The organism is Cardiobacterium hominis (genome assembly GCF_900637305.1).
Taxonomy (GTDB): domain Bacteria; phylum Pseudomonadota; class Gammaproteobacteria; order Cardiobacteriales; family Cardiobacteriaceae; genus Cardiobacterium; species Cardiobacterium hominis.
On record NZ_LR134365.1, the window covers coordinates 536789 to 552687 of the forward strand.

Below are 15899 nucleotides of genomic sequence, written 5' to 3' on the forward strand. Positions count from 1 at the left end.
CCCTGTGGCTGCCTTGTTCATTTTTATAAAAAATTAACGTTAAATTGTGAAAAGCGCCTGTTAAAGCTAAAATCGCGTTGCCAAGCGCAGGAGGCGAGCTCTGCGGTCGCATCAAAGCGTTCTGCCTTTGGTCGTTCAATTACAGGAGAAAAAACATGACGATAGCTGTTGTAATCACAACGCACGGTCATGCCGCCAAAGCCCTGCTGGCGACAGCAGAGATGATCATTGGCGCGCAGGACAATGTGCGGTGTGTGGACTTCGTGCCGGGCGAGAACGGCGAGGTGCTGGCGGGGAAAATCCGCGCCGCCGCCGCCGAACTCGATACCTCCGGCGGACTCTTGTTGCTGGTGGATTTGTGGGGCGGCACGCCGTTCAATGCCTCAAGCGGCATCGCTCACGATGATGCGAATACCGAAGTCGTCACCGGGGTGAACGTGCCGATGCTCGTCTCCGTGCTGATGGAACGCGAAGACATCACCAGCCTGCCCGAACTGGCAGCGCTTGCCCTGCGCGAAGGGGCAGACGGCGTCAAAGCGCTGAAAACGCAGGCAGCCGCCAAAACCGCGCCCGTTGCCGCAGAGGCCGCCGCACCGGCAGCCGCGCAAGAAGCCTTTGATGAAAACGACCCCGAAGTACAGCGCCTGCGTGCCGAGGCTTCCGCCAAGGCAAACGACGGCCCGCACATGAAATTCGGCCTGTGGCGCATTGACGACCGCCTTATTCACGGCCAAGTGGCGACCCGCTGGACGAAAGAAACCGGCGTCAAGCGCATCATCGTCGTCAATGACCAAGTCGAGAAAGACAAAACCCGCTCCACCATGTTGAAGCAAGCCGTGCCGCCGGGCGTGACTGCGCATGTGGTCAGCGTGGACAAAATGATGCGCGTCTATAACAACCCCGAATATGCGGACGACAAAGTCATGCTGCTCTTCACCAACCCGACGGATGCCCTCGAACTGGTACGCCGTGGCGTGACCATCCAGTCCATCAACATCGGCGGCATGGCCTACAAAGAAGGACGCACCATGCTCGACACCTCGGTTTCTGTTGACGCCAAAGACGTAGAAGCCTTCAAAGAGCTGGATAGCAAAGGCATTGAGCTGGAAGTGCGCAAAGTCGCTTCCGACAAAAAAGTGCCGGTGCTGACCCTCATCGCCGAAAAATACAAACCCTAACGGAGACACCTCATGGAAATCTCATCCCTGCAAATCGTCCTGGTCTTTCTCGTCGGCTGCTTGTCCGGCATGGGCTCCATCCTCGACGAATTCCAGACACACCGTCCGCTTATCGCCTGTACGCTGACCGGCCTCGTCCTCGGCGACATGACCACCGGCATCATCATCGGCGGTACCCTGGAAATGATGGCGCTTGGCTGGATGAACATCGGCGCGGCACTCGCTCCGGACGCGGCACTGGCCTCTATCATCTCCACCATCCTCGTCGTCGCCGGCAAACAGGAAATGGGCACCGGTATCGCCCTTGCCATCCCGCTTGCTGCCGCCGGACAAGTGCTGACCATCCTCGTGCGTACCATCACCGTCGGCTTCCAGCACGCTGCCGATAACGCGGTGAAAACCGGCAACCTCAGCACCATCACCTGGCTGCACCTGAGCGCCCTGCTCCTGCAAGCGATGCGCGTTGCCATCCCGGCCGTCATTGTCGCTTCCACCGTCGGCACCAACGCCGTCAAAGAAATGCTGGATGCCATCCCGCCTGTCGTCACCGGAGGGCTCAACGTCGCCGGCGGCATGATCGTCGTCGTCGGTTACGCGATGGTGATCAACATGATGCGCGCGCCGCACCTGATGATGTTCTTCTTCGTCGGCTTCGTCGTCGCTGCCTTCACCAACTTCAACCTCGTCGCCCTCGGTGTACTCGGCGTGGCGCTGGCCTACTTCTACATCCAGATGCACCCGAAATACCACAAAGGTACAGGCAGCGCGACAGCCGCCGTTGCCCAGCGCAGCAAACTCGACGACCAACTCGACTAGGAGCCACCCATGGAAAACCAAAACCAAAAAGTCCAGCTGACCAAAAGCGACCTCAACGCCTGCTTCATCCGCTCCAACCTGCTGCAAGGCTCCTGGAACTTCGAACGCATGCAGGCGCTCGGTTACTGCTTCGGTATCGTCCCCGCCATCCGCCGCCTCTATCCAGAAGGCAGCCAGGAACGCAAAGACGCCATCAAGCGCCACTTGGAGTTCTACAACACCCAGCCCTTTGTCACCGCGCCCATCCTTGGCGTCAACCTCGCGATGGAAGAACAGCGGGCAAACGGTGCGCCGATTGACGATGCCGCCATCAACGGCGTCAAAGTCGGCCTCATGGGCCCGCTTGCCGGTGTTGGCGACCCCATCTTCTGGGGCACGGCGCGTCCGGTTTTTGCCGCCCTCGGCGCGGGTATCGCGCAAAGCGGCAGCCTGCTCGGCCCCATCCTCTTCTTCGTCCTCTTTAACGCCGTGCGCCTCTTCGTGCGCTACTGGGGTATCCAGTACGGCTACAAAAAAGGCCTGGAAATCGTCTCCGATATGGGCGGCGGTGCGCTGCAAAAAATCACTGAAGCGGCTTCCATCCTTGGCCTCTTCGTCATGGGCGCGCTGGTGAACAAATGGACGCACATCAACATCCCCTACGTCATCTCGGAAATCACCACCCGCGACGGCGCCGTCGTCACCACACAGACCACCACTGTGCAAAACGTGCTGGATAACCTCATGCCCGGCCTGCCTGCCCTCGGCATGACCTTCCTCTGCATGTACCTGCTGCGCAAAGGCGTGAACGCCCTGTGGCTCATCTTCGGCATTTTCGGCATCGGCATCCTCGGCTACTGGCTGAAAATCCTCGCCTAAACGGTAGATTGGGTTAGCGGCTGTTTGCAATTTGAGTCCCCCTCCCCTGCAAAGCGGGGGAGGGTCGGAGTTCCCTTGAAAAAGGCGGACGCCTTTTTCAAGGGAACCCGGGGAGGGGGTGTGAAAAGTCGCGTAGCGACGGCATAAATGAATGTTGTCATGCGGCGTTCGTTTATTCCTGCCCTAACCTCTCTCTCGCTACGCGAGCAATGCTTGTCCCAGAGGGAGAGGCGCTTATCCGCTGAAATGTAAACACGCCCTAACCCAACCAACAACTACAACATCAAAAATCACCCATGCTCACCACCCTCGGCCTCTGGCTTCTGAACCTCGGCTACCTCGCCTACCTCACCTACGACATCGCCGTCCAATCCCGTCGCGGCGGAGCAACCCTCACCGCCGTACGCCTGCGCCGCCGCGCTGCCGATGCCGTTTTCCTCGCCGTCATCATCGCCGCCGGGTTCTACTACGAAATCAGCCACGACCGTACCCCCGCCAACCTCGCCGCCCTTGCCCTGCTGCTCTTGCTCGTCCTCGGCGCGGGCTTTCGCTACCCCAAATGGCGGCTGAAAAAAGACGGCTTCACCGCCGGCGGCCGCTACTGGCCGTACAGCGCCATCACCGCCATGCGCCTCTCCGAAGACGGCGTACTCGTGCTGACACTCACCGGCGGACAGAACCTCATCCTGCCGGTCGCCCGCATCGACGACCTCGAACAAGCCGCCGCCTTCTTCACCGGCGAAGAAGCGCTGCAACACCTCATCAACCGCTCCGCAACAAAAGCGGGTGAATAAATCGGCTTATTCTTCAGGAAACGCCTTGCCAATACTGAACAACAGCTGCAATGCCGCCTGATGCCATTCACGATTCGCATCGGCCAAAGCAATCCGCATCGTGTTCAGTGAGCGCTGTGCCTGCAACAAATCCGTCAAACCACCAACGCCCGAACGGTATTGCCCCAATCGGGTTTGATAATTCAGTTCGGCGGCTTCGACACTATTACGGGCAATTGTCCTTTTCTCTGCGGCAGTTTTTAATTGACGATACGCCTGCCGCACTTCCAGCGACAGGCGGCTTTGCAATGCTTCCAGCGTGGCTTCTTCCTGTGCTTGCTGCGCCAACAGTTCCTTTTCCTGATAGTGGCGCGTATATCCCTCAAATAATGGCCAGCGTACGCCAATACCAATCACATTTTCCTGCTCGCGGTAAGAAAGATGGTTACCTGTGCGCAGCCGGTCATTGTGCTGCGTATTGGCATAAAGAAAAACCTGCGGAGCGCCTGATCGCTTAACCGCTTGCAAACTGGCTTTAGTCGCTTCCAGCCGTGCCTTTGCTGCTTTAATATCGGGATGGCTATCCATCGTTTCATTAACCAACTGCTCAATATCAGCAAATGCCTGTGCTGAAATACTCTCCGGTAATTCTGCAATATTGAGCGGGGTATTGGCTGGATAACCCATACTTTCGGCGAGTGCTTCCGCGGCATTATCCCGATCACGTTCTGCCTGCAAAAATTGCAAGCGTGCGCCATCATATTCTACTTGCGCCTGTCCGGCATCGGCTGCAATAGCCAAGCCTTCATCATGCAGAGCCTGCGCACTTTTCCAACTATTTTCTGCCACTTCCATATTCTGTTTGGCAATAACCATGCGCTGTTGCTCAATATTTAAATCAATAAAATGGGTGGCAATAATACGATAGCGCTGCTGCAATTGCTGGCTATAAGTTGCAGTAGCCAGTTTAACCTGATTCAGGTTTTGTTGGCTGCGCGCATTGCGTGCGCCAAAATCAAACAACACCCACTGCAATTCCGCCGTCGCCCGGCCGGGATTCTGCCGTAAGTGGGAAGCAGGAATTTCTCCGCGGAAAGCCGTTTTGCGGCGGTCGCGTTCCTTGCGATAATTCAGCGACAGCGTCGGCAAATAGCTGCCTTGTGCTTCGCCCCAATTGGCCGCTTGTTTTTCAATCTCTGCATAAGCGGCGTGGCTTTCGGGATGGCGACAAAGCCCGCTAACAATACTTTCCACAAACACCAAATGCTGCCAGTCTGGCTCCGGACAAGAAACGGGAGGCGCATAAGGCAATTCATGCAATGCCTCATTCATCACCCGTTGTGTACCCAAAGGGTCATGCCAACGCGAGCGGCTTTCATCGCTGCCTGTTTCGCAGGCGATAAGAAAAAATAAGCAGCCAAATGCTGCAAAAGAAAAACGAATCACGGCGCAGTCCTCATTTGTAAAAATGCCTCACGGCTCAAATCCATGGCAACCTTTCCCCGCTCCAGCACAATCACCCGGTCAGCGCTCAAAATGGTTTCCAGACGATGCGCAATAATAATGCGCGTCATAGAAAAGCGCTGAATTGCCTGATTGACTTCATTCTCGTGGGCAATATCGAGATGGCTGGTGGCTTCATCCAAAAAAAGCATATCCGGCTCGCGGTATAGCGCCCGCGCCAGCAAAATGCGCTGCTTTTGTCCGCCAGAAAAAACCGTACCCATATCACCGACTAGCGTGTTATAACCCATTGGCATTACTTCAATCTCATCATGAATAGCGGCCAATTTTGCACTGGCAATGATTCTTTCCTGATTGGGTGAAGTAGCAAAAAAAGAAATATTGTCGTTAATCGAGCCGGAAAAGAGCACATCATCCTGCATGACAATGCCCATGCGGTTACGGGCAGCAATAATATCTTCCAGCGCACATTTCTTGCCATCCAGCATAATATCTCCTGACTCCGCTGCCAGATTACCAAGCAAAAGATTCAGCAGCGTCGTTTTACCGCAGCCAGAAGCGCCAATAATAGCGACCGATTCGCCTGCCTGTACGCTAAAAGAAACATCGTCAATCACATACGGCTCATATTCAGAATAACGGAAGCGTAAATGGGAAACGGCAAGCGGCATCGGCTGGCGCTTTCTTTCCTCCGCTATCGCTTCTGGCGTATGTTCCGCCTGCGTCATGACAATATCGCCCAAGCGGGAAGTCCGAATGCGCAGCATCTTCAGCGTAAAATAATTGTTAATCAGCTGGGTGATACGAGAATCCAGCATACCTTGATAAGACATAAATGCCATTAACGCGCCCACACTAAAGCGGCCGTCAAGAATCATCTGTGCGCCGAGGAAAACAATCAAAATATTACCGACGCGCGACAACAAACCATTGGCGAGGCCATAAAAAAGCTGCAATTTACTGACGCGCAATCCGGCATTGATTTTCTCGGCCAAGAGACTTTGCCACAAAGCCATGCGCTGGTTTTGACTGTTAAACAGCTTGATGGTTTTAATGCCACGGATGGTTTCCAAAAAATTGCTGTCATGCGTGGCCGCATGAACAATCCCTTCCTCTGTCGCACTGCGTAGCGGCGCATACCAAAAGACCCGCAGCAGCAAATACAAAAAAATCAGCAAGAACGAAAGCAGCGACAATTGCCAGCTATAAAGAAGCATCATCGCAATCACCGCAATGCCCATAATGCCATCCAGCACTGTGCTGAAAAAAGAAGAAGAAAGCGTTTGCTGGATCGTTTCTACCGAATGAAAGCGGGAGACTACATCGCCGATATGCCGCTTTTCAAAATACGCCGTCGGCAAGAGCAGCAAATGGGCAAAAATATTGCTTTGCCATTGCACGCTGGCAAGGGACGACACATACATCAGCAAATAATCGCGCAGGCTACCGGTCAAAACGCGCAACACTGCTACCAACGCAAAGCCGATGGCGAGCGTCGTCAGCAAATCGCGGTCATTCGAGACCACCACCTGATCCAGCACCCACTGCATATAGAGCGGCGACAGCAGCGTAAACACCTCAATACACAGCGCCAGCAGCAAAATCTTGCCAATCGCGGGCAGCAAACCTTCCAGCCGCCCCACTAGCCGCTTCAGCGGCACCGGCTGCGCCTCGTCCTTCTCCGCGAAATCCGCCATCGGCCACAATTCCAGCGCGATGCCGCTGAAGGCGCGCGACACCTCCGCCATCCCCACCTTGCGTACGCCCGCCGCCGGGTCATGAATCACAATATGCTGCTTGCCGACCGCCTTCAGCACGACAAAATGGTTCAAGTTCCAGTGCAGCACGCAGGGCAGGCGCAACTCGCGCAGCTCATGCAAATCCAGCCGCAGGGCGCGGCTGGAAAGTTGCAGGCGGTTTGCCATATCAATCAAATGCGCCAGCGTCGCTCCTTTCAGCGTCGTGCTAAAGCGCTGGCGCAGCGTCAGCATATCGAAGCGGCGGCCATAAAAGCCGCACACCATCCCCAAACAGGCAAGGCCGCATTCCGCCGCCTCATTTTGCAAAATCAGCGGCAGCGTGCGGCCAAAGCCCAGTTTCAGCTTACTCAGCATTCGTACTCCATTTCTCGCGAATCGAAAACAGCGGCTCCACCATCCATTCATAAATGCGCCGCCTGTCCTGCACAATATCTGCCTCAAACTGCATTCCCGCCATCAGCGGCTGCTTCTCGCCATACGCCAAAATAAAATCCTGCGCCAACTCGGCGCGGATACGGTAGGCGGATTGATTTTGCAAGGCGGGGAAGGCGGTATCAGTCAGCTCATTGAGCGGCGCGGCGGTTTTCGCCACATCGCGCACCTGCGCCGCATACTGGCCGAATTTCTGATACGGATAGGCGCCATAGCGCAGATACACCGTCTGCCCTGGGTGGACGAAACCCATATTGTGGCTCAGCGCATACAGATTCGCCTCATAGCGCGCTTCCTGCGGCACCAACGCGAGCAGCGGCTGCCCCGCCTGCGCCTGCTGCCCTACCTCGACCAAGAGCGCCGAGACAATACCATCCTGCGGCGCGCGCAAGACAATCTCCTGCCGCGATTCCGTCTCCGCGATTTGCGCTTCCACCTGCGCTTGCTGGCGCGACAACTCATGCGCCTCGCGCGCAAACGAGTCATTCTGCTGCGTCTCCTCATTGGCAAGCGCCAGCAACTGCTGCTCTGCCGAATTGCGCTCGCGTTTCAACTGCTGCAACTGCACATCCAGCGATAGCCGCTCCTGCATCTGCCCCTCATACGCCTCGCGCGTTACATAATCCTGCTTCATCAGCCGCTGATAGCGTGCCTCGTTTTTTGCCGCCAGTGCGCGACGGCTGGCAAGCAGCTTCTCCTGCGCCGCCAGCATCTCCGCCTGTGCTGCCAGTGTGTCGCGCCGTGCCGCCATCTGTGCCACATATTCTTTTTGCGCCGCGCGGTTGCGCGCCAAATTGTCGGAAAGCGTCTCCCGCTGCACCCGCAATGCCTGTAACACCCGCGCCTGCGTGTCGCCGCCTGCCGTATCGAGCGCGCTGTTGATGCGCAGCAGCACCGCGCCCTTGCGCACCTTGGCGCCGTGCTGCACCGCGATGGATTCCACCCGCCCGCTTTGCGGCGGATAGACTTTAATGACGCCCTGCACCGGCACCAGCTCGCCATAGACCGTCGCCTTTTTCGTATAACTGCCGAAAATGACAAAGAGAACAAGCAGGACGGTAACAAGACAAATAAAAGCCACCAAAAAGGTGGAAATACGCGGCGTAAAAAGGAGGATTCTTCCCAAGGAAGAGGCCTGCTGCGCGGCAAGGGCTTCGGGGCGGAACAGGGTCATTAATTTTCTCTATTTTGTTATTTTTATTGAAAAATATATTATAAATCAAATCTTCTAGTAAAAATCACGGCAACAATAATTAAATAACCAATAATTTTACCAAGAGGAATAATAACTAATAGCGTATGATGTGGCTATGAAAATGTAATTATAGATTCTTAACATCCTTCTTTATTTTTCCTATATCTTTTAATATTATACAGGAATAGTATTAAGGCAGCTATTGCAAAAAAACAAATAAAAGTAACTTTTCTATTTAATTCTACACCCAAATTTGGGTAGATATAATCCCAAAATATTCTAAATAAGAAATAAGATAAAAAGCCAGCAAGTAAAGCAGGAAAAATAGGGCGTTTTTTATTTTTCATATATTTTAAACCTTGAATACCTGTTTAAACCTGTTAAATAAGTTTAAACAGGTATGTTTAGATAAAATTAATCACCTGCTTGAATAAATCCTTCGGGATCTGCTTCAAGCTCTCTAACCCGTTGCATACCAAGCTCATTTAAGTAATCTCCTAAAGCACGAAGACCTTTGCGCACCGCTGCATCTGCGGGTTCATAAACATATTTTCCATATGCAGCACCAAGCGTCATTAGTCCTATGTCTCGCATGCTTAATTCTGGAAGATTGTATCCACCAGATACAGCCTGAACTTCATTTACAGTTAACTCTTTCATAGTTTACCTTCCATTAGGTTGATTAACAAAATTGCAAGTTACCTTGCGGGGGAGATAGTACCCCCCCGGCAAAAGGCGTCAAGAAAAACCATTAACACACCGTCATAAAACACCGCTTTTCCCGCATGAATTTCCATGAATGAAAACCGCTGAAGGCAATAATGGCAAGGGATTGTCCGCCGCCGGAAAATATAATGTTTCGCATCCGTTTTTTTGTCATTTTTGTGTGGATATAGCTATTTTTCCACAATATCGGTGGTAAAGATTGAGAATATTCCCATAGAAAACACGCCGATCAGCAAGCAAAGAGATCTCCTTCATTTACATACAGGGTAGCGACTATCGTGTATGTATATATATTCCCATGCCACCGCCCTGCCCAGCTGCGGCGTGGCCGGCAATAACGCGGGGTTTACCGCGCGAGCTGGCAATGTTCTGCCGGGATAATCGCGCCCTTGTGCTGGATGACGATGGCGGCGAGCCGGTTGCCAGCGCGGCAGCATGCCGCCGGGTCGGCGTCTTGCAGGTAGCGGGCGAGGAAACCAGCGTTGAAGGCGTCGCCTGCCGAGGTAGTGTCGATGACCTGCGCGACGTGCTCGCCGGCAACTCTGATGCGTTTTCGTATAACTGCCGAAAATGACGAATAGAATAAGCAATAAGCAGGACGGTAACAAAACAAATAAAAGCCACCAAAAAGGTGGAAATACGCGGCGTAAAAAGAAGGATTCTCCCCAAGGCAGAGTTTTGTTGCGCGGCAAGGGCTTCGGGGCGGAAGAGAGATATATAAACAATATAAATTAAAGTTTATCCTTGTTTTTTTTATTTTTATTAATATGCCATGTTTTTGCGTATGGATAATAAATACAAACAGCTATTAACAATATTGACAACATTGTCAATATATTAATTGGAAAATTCGGTTTAAATAGATACGCAGCACATAAACCAAGAAGTATAGACACAGCTAGAAAGATATATGTATATAAGTTATTTATAAAGAAGTTAGTGCCATATAAGACTTTTATTACTATTATATATATTATATATATAACAAAAAGAACCGCAGTATGTAGAATAAGATTATCTATAGAATTAGTAAAAAATCTATCCCCTAATACAAAAGGTGTTAAACACGATAATGCTAAAAAGATATAATTTATACTATTTCTAGTCATGATTCTACCTTAGTAATTTATTATAGGCTACAGAACATTCCGTAGCCTAAAATAAGTTTATTTAAAAAGCCCGACCTCTACCAAAGTAGTGAGGCCATGTTGTTACACCGCGCCCATAAGCGCCGGGATCTTCAGCAATCTTCTTTGCCACTTCTCTGAGAGCAGCAAAAACAACTCCTTGAACTGGGTTAAAATATCCACCTCTTTGAAAAACCAATCCAGAAAATTCTCTAATTCTGCCACCAGATACAGTCTGAACTTCATTAGCGGTTAAAGTTTTCATAGTGTTTACCTTCCATAAGGTTAATTAACAAAAGTGCAAGTTCCCTTGCGGGGGAGATAGTACCCCCCCGGCAAAAGGCGTCAAGAAAAACCATTAACACACCGTCATAAAACACCGCTTTTCACGTATGAATTTCCATGAACAAAACCTGCTGAAGCCGCTAATGGCAAGGGGTTGCCCGCTGCCGGCAAATCGTAATGTTTCGCATCCGATTTTTTGCTATTTTCTGTGAAAACGGTGATGCTTTCCACAAATGCGTCCGTAATGGCCGTGCAAACAAAGGTGTCTGCAAATTACCGTCAAGGTGGCGACTGTGCACCAATCAAGGCGGCAGTCGCAGGGTGGGGCTTGCCCCACCGAACAAAATGCGTCTGCCGCTTCATTGCGCCATAGGGTGCGCCTTGGCGCACCGCTCCCGTGCTTGTCGCAAACATAGCGCCCGTAATCCCGGTGTACGAATCACAAACACACCCTGATGCGTGTACGGTCACCCTATGGCGGGAGGTTACAAACGCTGCCCTTCCCCCGCTTCCGTTCAAAATGCGGACGATATGCCCGCCGCTTCACCGCACGGCACAAAAAGCGCTAGCATAGCGACACATACACCACGAGCGGAGCAACCCATATGATTTACCGACTGCACGGCACCATCCAGCCCTATGCCTGGGGCGGCCACGACTACATCCCGCAACTGTTGCGGCGCGAACCGAGCAACCTGCCTGCCGCCGAACTGTGGTTTGGCGACCACCCGCAGGCGCCGTCGCAAATCGAAGCGGACGGCATCACTCTGCCGTTTAATGACTGGCTGCAAAAAAACCTGAACCACGCGCTTACCCCCGCCTCGCGCGCCCGCTTCGGCGACCGCCTGCCTTTTCTCTTGAAAATCCTCGACGTGCGCCTGCCACTCTCCATTCAGGTACACCCGGACAAGACGCAGGCGGAAGCGGGTTACGCGCGCGAAGAAGCGGCGGGCATCAGCCAGGGTGCCGCGAACCGCAACTACCCCGACGACAACCACAAACCGGAAAGCATGATCGCGCTGGGCGACTTCTGGCTGCTGCACGGCTTCGCCCCGCTGGAAGTCATCGAAGAACGCCTCGCCAGCCGCCCGAGCCTCGCCACCATTGCCCATCTCATCCGCGCGCGCGGCCTGAAAGAAGCCTACACCCACATCATGCAAATCCCGCGCAGCACCGTCACCACCTGGCTCAAGCCGCTTCTGGACGCGCCCGCGCCGAAAACACCCTGCGACAACCCCGACTACTGGCTGCACGAAACCATGCGCCTGATGCGCATCGACCCGCTGCACCCCGACCACGGCCTGCTCTCCTTCTACCTGATGAATATCGTCCACATGCAAAACGGCGAAGGCATCTTCCAGCGCGCGCGCCTGCCGCACGCCTACCTGCGCGGGCAGAACATCGAGCTGATGGCGGCATCCAACAACGTCCTGCGCGCCGGCCTCACCCCGAAACACATTGACCTTGCCGAACTCTTGCACATCGTCGATACCGACCCGGTACGCCCGGCCATCATCCCACCGCCCGCGGGCAGCGCGCCCTACACCTACCCCGCGCCGGTGGACGACTACACCCTCGCCACCACCCGCCTGCCGCAAGGCGAACAACTGCTGTTACAAAGCAGCGAGGCGACCATCGTGCTGAACCTCGAAGACAAACTGCGCCTGCGCGAAGGCGAACAGACCCTCGAACTGCAAAGCGGCGAAGCGGCCTTCCTCACCCCGAACAGCCGCTGCGAACTTGCCGCGCACGGACAGGCCTACGTGGTCATCGCCAGCAATCACTGACCGCGACTGCTAGGTGTTGACAATTGAGACATCCCCCTCCCCTTGCATATCGAACCGATGTAGCATGTCAACCAAACAGGCTGCCCGCCTTGCATATCGAACCGATGTAGCATGTCAACCAAACAGGCTGCCCGCCTCAGTCCCTCCCCTTGGATTACCACATCCGACCTGCAGTCCGCGAGCGGGCAGCCATCATCAACACAACCGAACAGTTGAAACACACAACCGAGCATATCGAACCGATGTAGCCTGTCAACCAAACAGGCCGCCCGCCTCAGTTCCTCCCCTTGGATTACCACATCCGACCTGCAGTCCGCGAGCGGGCAGCCATCATCAACACAACCGAACAGTTGAAACACACAACCGAATGCAAGGAAGGTTTCTTGATGAACCCCAAAAACTACGGCGGCATTGATGTCGCCAAGAAAAACTTCGTCATCGGCATCTATGGCCAAGACAAGACCAAGACCGAGGCGAACACGCCCAAAGGCCACGCCAAAGCGGTTGAGTACCTGCAAAAACACAACGTTGACCTTGTCGTACTCGAAAGCACCGGCGGGCTGGAAGTGCCATTAGCCAACGCGCTACACGCGGCTGACATACGTGTTGTCATTGCCAACCCGCAGCGCACCCACCAATATGCCGCGAGCTTCTCGCTAGGCAAAACTGACCACCTCGACGCCAAGATGCTGGCAGATTACGCCCAGGCATTGGATAGCAGAAAGATGGCCGACGACATGTGTTATGCCCCGCCGAGCGAAGAAGCGCTGGCGCTTGAAGCATTGGTCAAGCGTCGCAGCCAGCTGGTTGAGATGCGCAAAATGGAGAAAAACCGCCTCGAACAAACCCATGCCAGCCAAAAAGCGAGCGTGGTCGCGATGATTAAACACCTGGGCGAGCTGATAGCCGCGTTGGACAAAGAAATCGACCAAAGCAACCGCGGCGGATTTAACGGCAAAGGCGAGATACTCAGTGAAATGAAAGGAGTAGGCAGAATAACCTGCGCCACCTTACTGTCGATGTTGCCGGAGTTGGGCAAAGTGCCACACAAACGCGCGGCGCTGTTGGTGGGAGTCGTGCCACCGCCACGCCAAAGCGGCGAGAAAGAAAAGAAAAGCGGCTGCGTCGGCGGCAGGATGGTGGTGCGAAACGCGCTATACATGGCAGCGCTGACGGCGACGCGCAGTGAGCCGAAGATCAAGGCGTTTTACGAGAAGCTGATGAGCAGGGGTAAGGCGTTCAAGGTAGCGCTAAACGCCTGCATGCACAAACTGCTGCGCATACTGAACGCGCGGATGCGGGACTATCTCGCAAGCCTTAAAGAAACGGAGGAAAGCGAGTCACAAAGCGCATAACTACCGAGTTTGGTTTCCCCGACCGACGGGTCGGAGAAACACAGTTGACTGCAGGGCGAAGCCCGCAGCGGGCGGGTACCCATGCAAAATGCGTCCGCATTTTGCATGGGGCCCGGGGGAGGGTCAGGGCTCCCCATGAAAAAGGCGGACGCCTTTTTCATGGGAACCCGGGGAGGGGGTGAGCAATCATTGATGAGCCAAAATTCCTGTTTTTCAATTGATTGCTGCCCTCACCCCAACCCCTCTTTCGCTACGCGAGTTGTTCCAGTCCCAGAGGGACAAGCATTGCTCGCGTAGCGAGAGAGTGGCTCGTTCGTCGAATTGTCAACACGCTCTAATGCATCCAGGCGTTCGTGGCGTATATAAAAGACTATTCACGGCGCTATAATCCGCCGCTTTCCCCCGCACGGAGCTACCCATGAACACCGCCCCCATCCTCGGCATCGACCTCGGCACCACCAACAGCCTCGTCGCCTACTGGCACGACGGCAAGGCGCAACTCATCAAGAACGCCTTGGGCAGCGTCCTCACCCCGTCGGTGGTCAGCGTGGATAACGACGGCGCCATCCTCGTCGGCCAGGCCGCGCGCGAACGCCTCGTCTCGCACCCGCTCGCCACTGCCGCCGCCTTCAAGCGCTACATGGGCAGCAGCAAACGTTACCGCCTCGGCAAAGGCCACGAATACAGCCCAGAAGAACTCTCCGCCCTCGTCCTGCGTGCGCTCAAGGCCGACGCCGAAGCGGCGCTGGGCATGACGGTGCGCGAGGCGGTCATCACCGTGCCCGCCTACTTCAACGACACCCAGCGCAAGGCGACGCGCCACGCCGCCGAACTGGCGGGGTTACACGTGCAACGCCTGCTCAACGAACCGACCGCGGCGGCAATGGCCTACGGGCTGCACCAGGGCGGCGACGACCAAAAATTCCTCGTGCTTGACCTCGGCGGCGGCACCTTCGACGTCACCCTGCTCGACATGTACGCCGGCATCATGGAAGTGCGCGCCAGCGCGGGCGACAACATGCTCGGCGGCGAAGACTTCACCGAACTGCTCATCCAGGGCTTTGCCACCGCGCACCGCGCCATTAACCTCGCAGACAGCCAAGGTCCGCTCTACGCCGCGGCAGAACGCGCCAAACAGGCGCTCGGCAGCGGCGACACCAGCATGCAGGTGAATCACCACGGCGCACCGCTCGAATGGCGCATTACCGTCGCCGACTGGGAAAAACGCTGCGAACCGTTGCTGGAGCGCTGCCGCATCCCCATCGAACAAACCCTGCGCGATGCGGGCGTGCGCGCCGCCAGCCTGAACGACATCATCCTCGTCGGCGGCGCGACGCGCATGCCGGTGCTGCGCAAAACCATGGCGCGCCTCTTTGGCCGCTTCCCGACGACAGGCCTCAACCCGGACGAAACCATCGCCATCGGCGCCGCCATCCAGGCAGGGTTGGTCGCACAAGACCAGGCGCTGGAAGAAGTGGTGATGACCGACGTCGCCCCCTACTCGCTCGGCGTCGAAACCAGCATCCAGACCGGGCAAGACCGCTACGAAAGCGGCATCTTCAGCCCGATAATCGAGCGCAACACCGTCATTCCGGTCAGCCGCATGGAAACCTACTACCCGGTGCAGACCAACCAAAGCGCGCTGCTCTTCAAAATCTACCAGGGCGAAGCGCGCCTCGTGCGCGACAACATCTACCTCGGCGAAATCGAAATCCCGTTGCCGGACTACAGCGACCCCGAATACATGCCGGCGGAAGTGCGCTTCACCTACGACGTCAGCGGTCTTTTGGAAGTGGACGTACACCTGCCCGCCGACGGCAGCACGCGCCAGCTCACCATCCACAACAGCGGCAAAAACCTCGACGAAGCGGCGCTTCAGGCAGCGCACGAAAAACTGGCGGCGCTGAAAATCCACCCGCGCGAGCAGACCGAAAACCGCACCCTGCTGGCTCGCGCCGAGCGCCTCTACACCCAGCGCCTTGGCGACGAACGACAAGCCATCGGCCACCGCATCGCCATCTTCACCGCCGCGCTGGACAGCCAGGACAAGCGCCTCATCCGCGAAGCCGCGCAAGAATTGCAGGACTACCTCAACCACATGGACGACGCGCCGTGGGATTGAGCGGAAGGGCGCGCCGCGTCC

At 55.2% G+C, this 15899-nt stretch carries 14 protein-coding genes and 1 pseudogene; 7 read left to right on the forward strand and 8 right to left on the reverse strand.

Translation table 11 applies throughout. From position 1 onward, the window contains the following. Nucleotides 1-155: 155 nt before the first annotated feature. From manX to EL199_RS02420, 4 genes are all read left to right on the forward strand, one after another. On the forward strand, nt 156-1178 hold the full coding sequence (manX, locus tag EL199_RS02405) for a PTS mannose transporter subunit IIAB (protein WP_004140649.1): 1023 nt from the start codon (nt 156-158) through the stop codon (nt 1176-1178). 12 nt (nt 1179-1190) lie between these two features. Then, nucleotides 1191-1994, forward strand: coding sequence for a PTS mannose/fructose/sorbose transporter subunit IIC (locus EL199_RS02410; RefSeq protein ID WP_004140648.1), 804 nt, complete (start codon nt 1191-1193; stop codon nt 1992-1994). Between the two features lie 9 nt (nt 1995-2003). After that, nucleotides 2004-2852 carry a PTS mannose transporter subunit IID gene (locus EL199_RS02415; protein ID WP_004140647.1) on the forward strand — a complete coding sequence of 283 codons (849 nt, stop codon included), beginning with the start codon at nt 2004-2006 and terminating at the stop codon, nt 2850-2852. A gap of 296 nt (nt 2853-3148) precedes the next feature. Next, nucleotides 3149-3646 carry a YobD family protein gene (locus EL199_RS02420; RefSeq protein ID WP_004140645.1) on the forward strand — a complete coding sequence of 166 codons (498 nt, stop codon included), beginning with the start codon at nt 3149-3151 and terminating at the stop codon, nt 3644-3646. A 6-nt stretch (nt 3647-3652) separates the two neighbouring features. Here EL199_RS02420 and EL199_RS02425 read toward each other — a convergent pair whose 3' ends face one another. From EL199_RS02425 to EL199_RS12780, 8 genes and pseudogenes are all read right to left on the reverse strand, one after another. Then, complete coding sequence (locus EL199_RS02425; RefSeq protein ID WP_232008327.1) at nt 3653-5071, reverse strand: TolC family protein; 1419 nt, start codon at nt 5069-5071, stop codon at nt 3653-3655. Further along, nucleotides 5068-7203 (reverse strand): peptidase domain-containing ABC transporter, encoded by a 2136-nt coding sequence (locus EL199_RS02430; RefSeq protein ID WP_040355064.1) that lies wholly within the window; start codon nt 7201-7203, stop codon nt 5068-5070. Before EL199_RS02430 ends, EL199_RS02425 begins: the two co-directional genes overlap by 4 nt. Beyond that, nucleotides 7193-8455 carry an HlyD family secretion protein gene (locus EL199_RS02435; RefSeq protein WP_004140638.1) on the reverse strand — a complete coding sequence of 421 codons (1263 nt, stop codon included), beginning with the start codon at nt 8453-8455 and terminating at the stop codon, nt 7193-7195. The genes EL199_RS02430 and EL199_RS02435 overlap by 11 nt, the downstream gene beginning before the upstream one ends. 158 nt (nt 8456-8613) lie before the next feature. Further along, nucleotides 8614-8823: a hypothetical protein gene (locus tag EL199_RS02440; RefSeq protein ID WP_004140637.1), complete on the reverse strand. Its 210-nt coding sequence runs from the start codon at nt 8821-8823 to the stop codon at nt 8614-8616. A gap of 67 nt (nt 8824-8890) precedes the next feature. After that, nucleotides 8891-9136 carry a hypothetical protein gene (locus EL199_RS02445; RefSeq protein WP_126315968.1) on the reverse strand — a complete coding sequence of 82 codons (246 nt, stop codon included), beginning with the start codon at nt 9134-9136 and terminating at the stop codon, nt 8891-8893. Between the two features lie 412 nt (nt 9137-9548). Continuing rightward, nucleotides 9549-9728: pseudogene (locus EL199_RS02450) on the reverse strand (PfkB family carbohydrate kinase); the annotation flags it as partial. Nucleotides 9729-10372: 644 nt separating this feature from the next. Beyond that, nucleotides 10373-10594 carry a hypothetical protein gene (locus tag EL199_RS02460; RefSeq protein ID WP_126315969.1) on the reverse strand — a complete coding sequence of 74 codons (222 nt, stop codon included), beginning with the start codon at nt 10592-10594 and terminating at the stop codon, nt 10373-10375. 104 nt (nt 10595-10698) lie between these two features. Beyond that, on the reverse strand, nt 10699-10845 hold the full coding sequence (locus EL199_RS12780; RefSeq protein ID WP_004140627.1) for a hypothetical protein: 147 nt from the start codon (nt 10843-10845) through the stop codon (nt 10699-10701). A gap of 374 nt (nt 10846-11219) precedes the next feature. On the opposite strand from EL199_RS12780, the gene manA reads away from it, so the two are divergent. The 3 genes from manA (at nt 11220) to EL199_RS02475 (ending at nt 15878) form a co-directional block, all read left to right on the forward strand. Continuing rightward, complete coding sequence (gene manA / locus EL199_RS02465) at nt 11220-12401, forward strand: mannose-6-phosphate isomerase, class I (protein ID WP_004140626.1); 1182 nt, start codon at nt 11220-11222, stop codon at nt 12399-12401. A 386-nt stretch (nt 12402-12787) separates the two neighbouring features. Next, on the forward strand, nt 12788-13756 hold the full coding sequence (locus EL199_RS02470) for an IS110 family RNA-guided transposase (RefSeq protein WP_126315970.1): 969 nt from the start codon (nt 12788-12790) through the stop codon (nt 13754-13756). A 418-nt stretch (nt 13757-14174) separates the two neighbouring features. Then, on the forward strand, nt 14175-15878 hold the full coding sequence (locus tag EL199_RS02475; RefSeq protein WP_004140623.1) for an Hsp70 family protein: 1704 nt from the start codon (nt 14175-14177) through the stop codon (nt 15876-15878). Nucleotides 15879-15899 lie beyond the last annotated feature (21 nt).

Bases quoted from the DNA above. Each gene is read 5' to 3' on its own strand.
- EL199_RS02460 (WP_126315969.1), bottom strand. From the start codon at position 10,594: ATGAAAACTTTAACCGCTAATGAAGTTCAGACTGTATCTGGTGGCAGA.
- EL199_RS02435 (WP_004140638.1), bottom strand. From the start codon at position 8,455: ATGACCCTGTTCCGCCCCGAAGCCCTTGCCGCGCAGCAGGCCTCTTCC.
- EL199_RS02440 (WP_004140637.1), bottom strand. From the start codon at position 8,823: ATGAAAAATAAAAAACGCCCTATTTTTCCTGCTTTACTTGCTGGCTTT.
- manX (WP_004140649.1), top strand. From the start codon at position 156: ATGACGATAGCTGTTGTAATCACAACGCACGGTCATGCCGCCAAAGCC.
- EL199_RS02470 (WP_126315970.1), top strand. From the start codon at position 12,788: ATGAACCCCAAAAACTACGGCGGCATTGATGTCGCCAAGAAAAACTTC.
- EL199_RS02445 (WP_126315968.1), bottom strand. From the start codon at position 9,136: ATGAAAGAGTTAACTGTAAATGAAGTTCAGGCTGTATCTGGTGGATAC.
- EL199_RS02410 (WP_004140648.1), top strand. From the start codon at position 1,191: ATGGAAATCTCATCCCTGCAAATCGTCCTGGTCTTTCTCGTCGGCTGC.
- EL199_RS02420 (WP_004140645.1), top strand. From the start codon at position 3,149: ATGCTCACCACCCTCGGCCTCTGGCTTCTGAACCTCGGCTACCTCGCC.
- manA (WP_004140626.1), top strand. From the start codon at position 11,220: ATGATTTACCGACTGCACGGCACCATCCAGCCCTATGCCTGGGGCGGC.
- EL199_RS02430 (WP_040355064.1), bottom strand. From the start codon at position 7,203: ATGCTGAGTAAGCTGAAACTGGGCTTTGGCCGCACGCTGCCGCTGATT.
- EL199_RS02415 (WP_004140647.1), top strand. From the start codon at position 2,004: ATGGAAAACCAAAACCAAAAAGTCCAGCTGACCAAAAGCGACCTCAAC.
- EL199_RS02475 (WP_004140623.1), top strand. From the start codon at position 14,175: ATGAACACCGCCCCCATCCTCGGCATCGACCTCGGCACCACCAACAGC.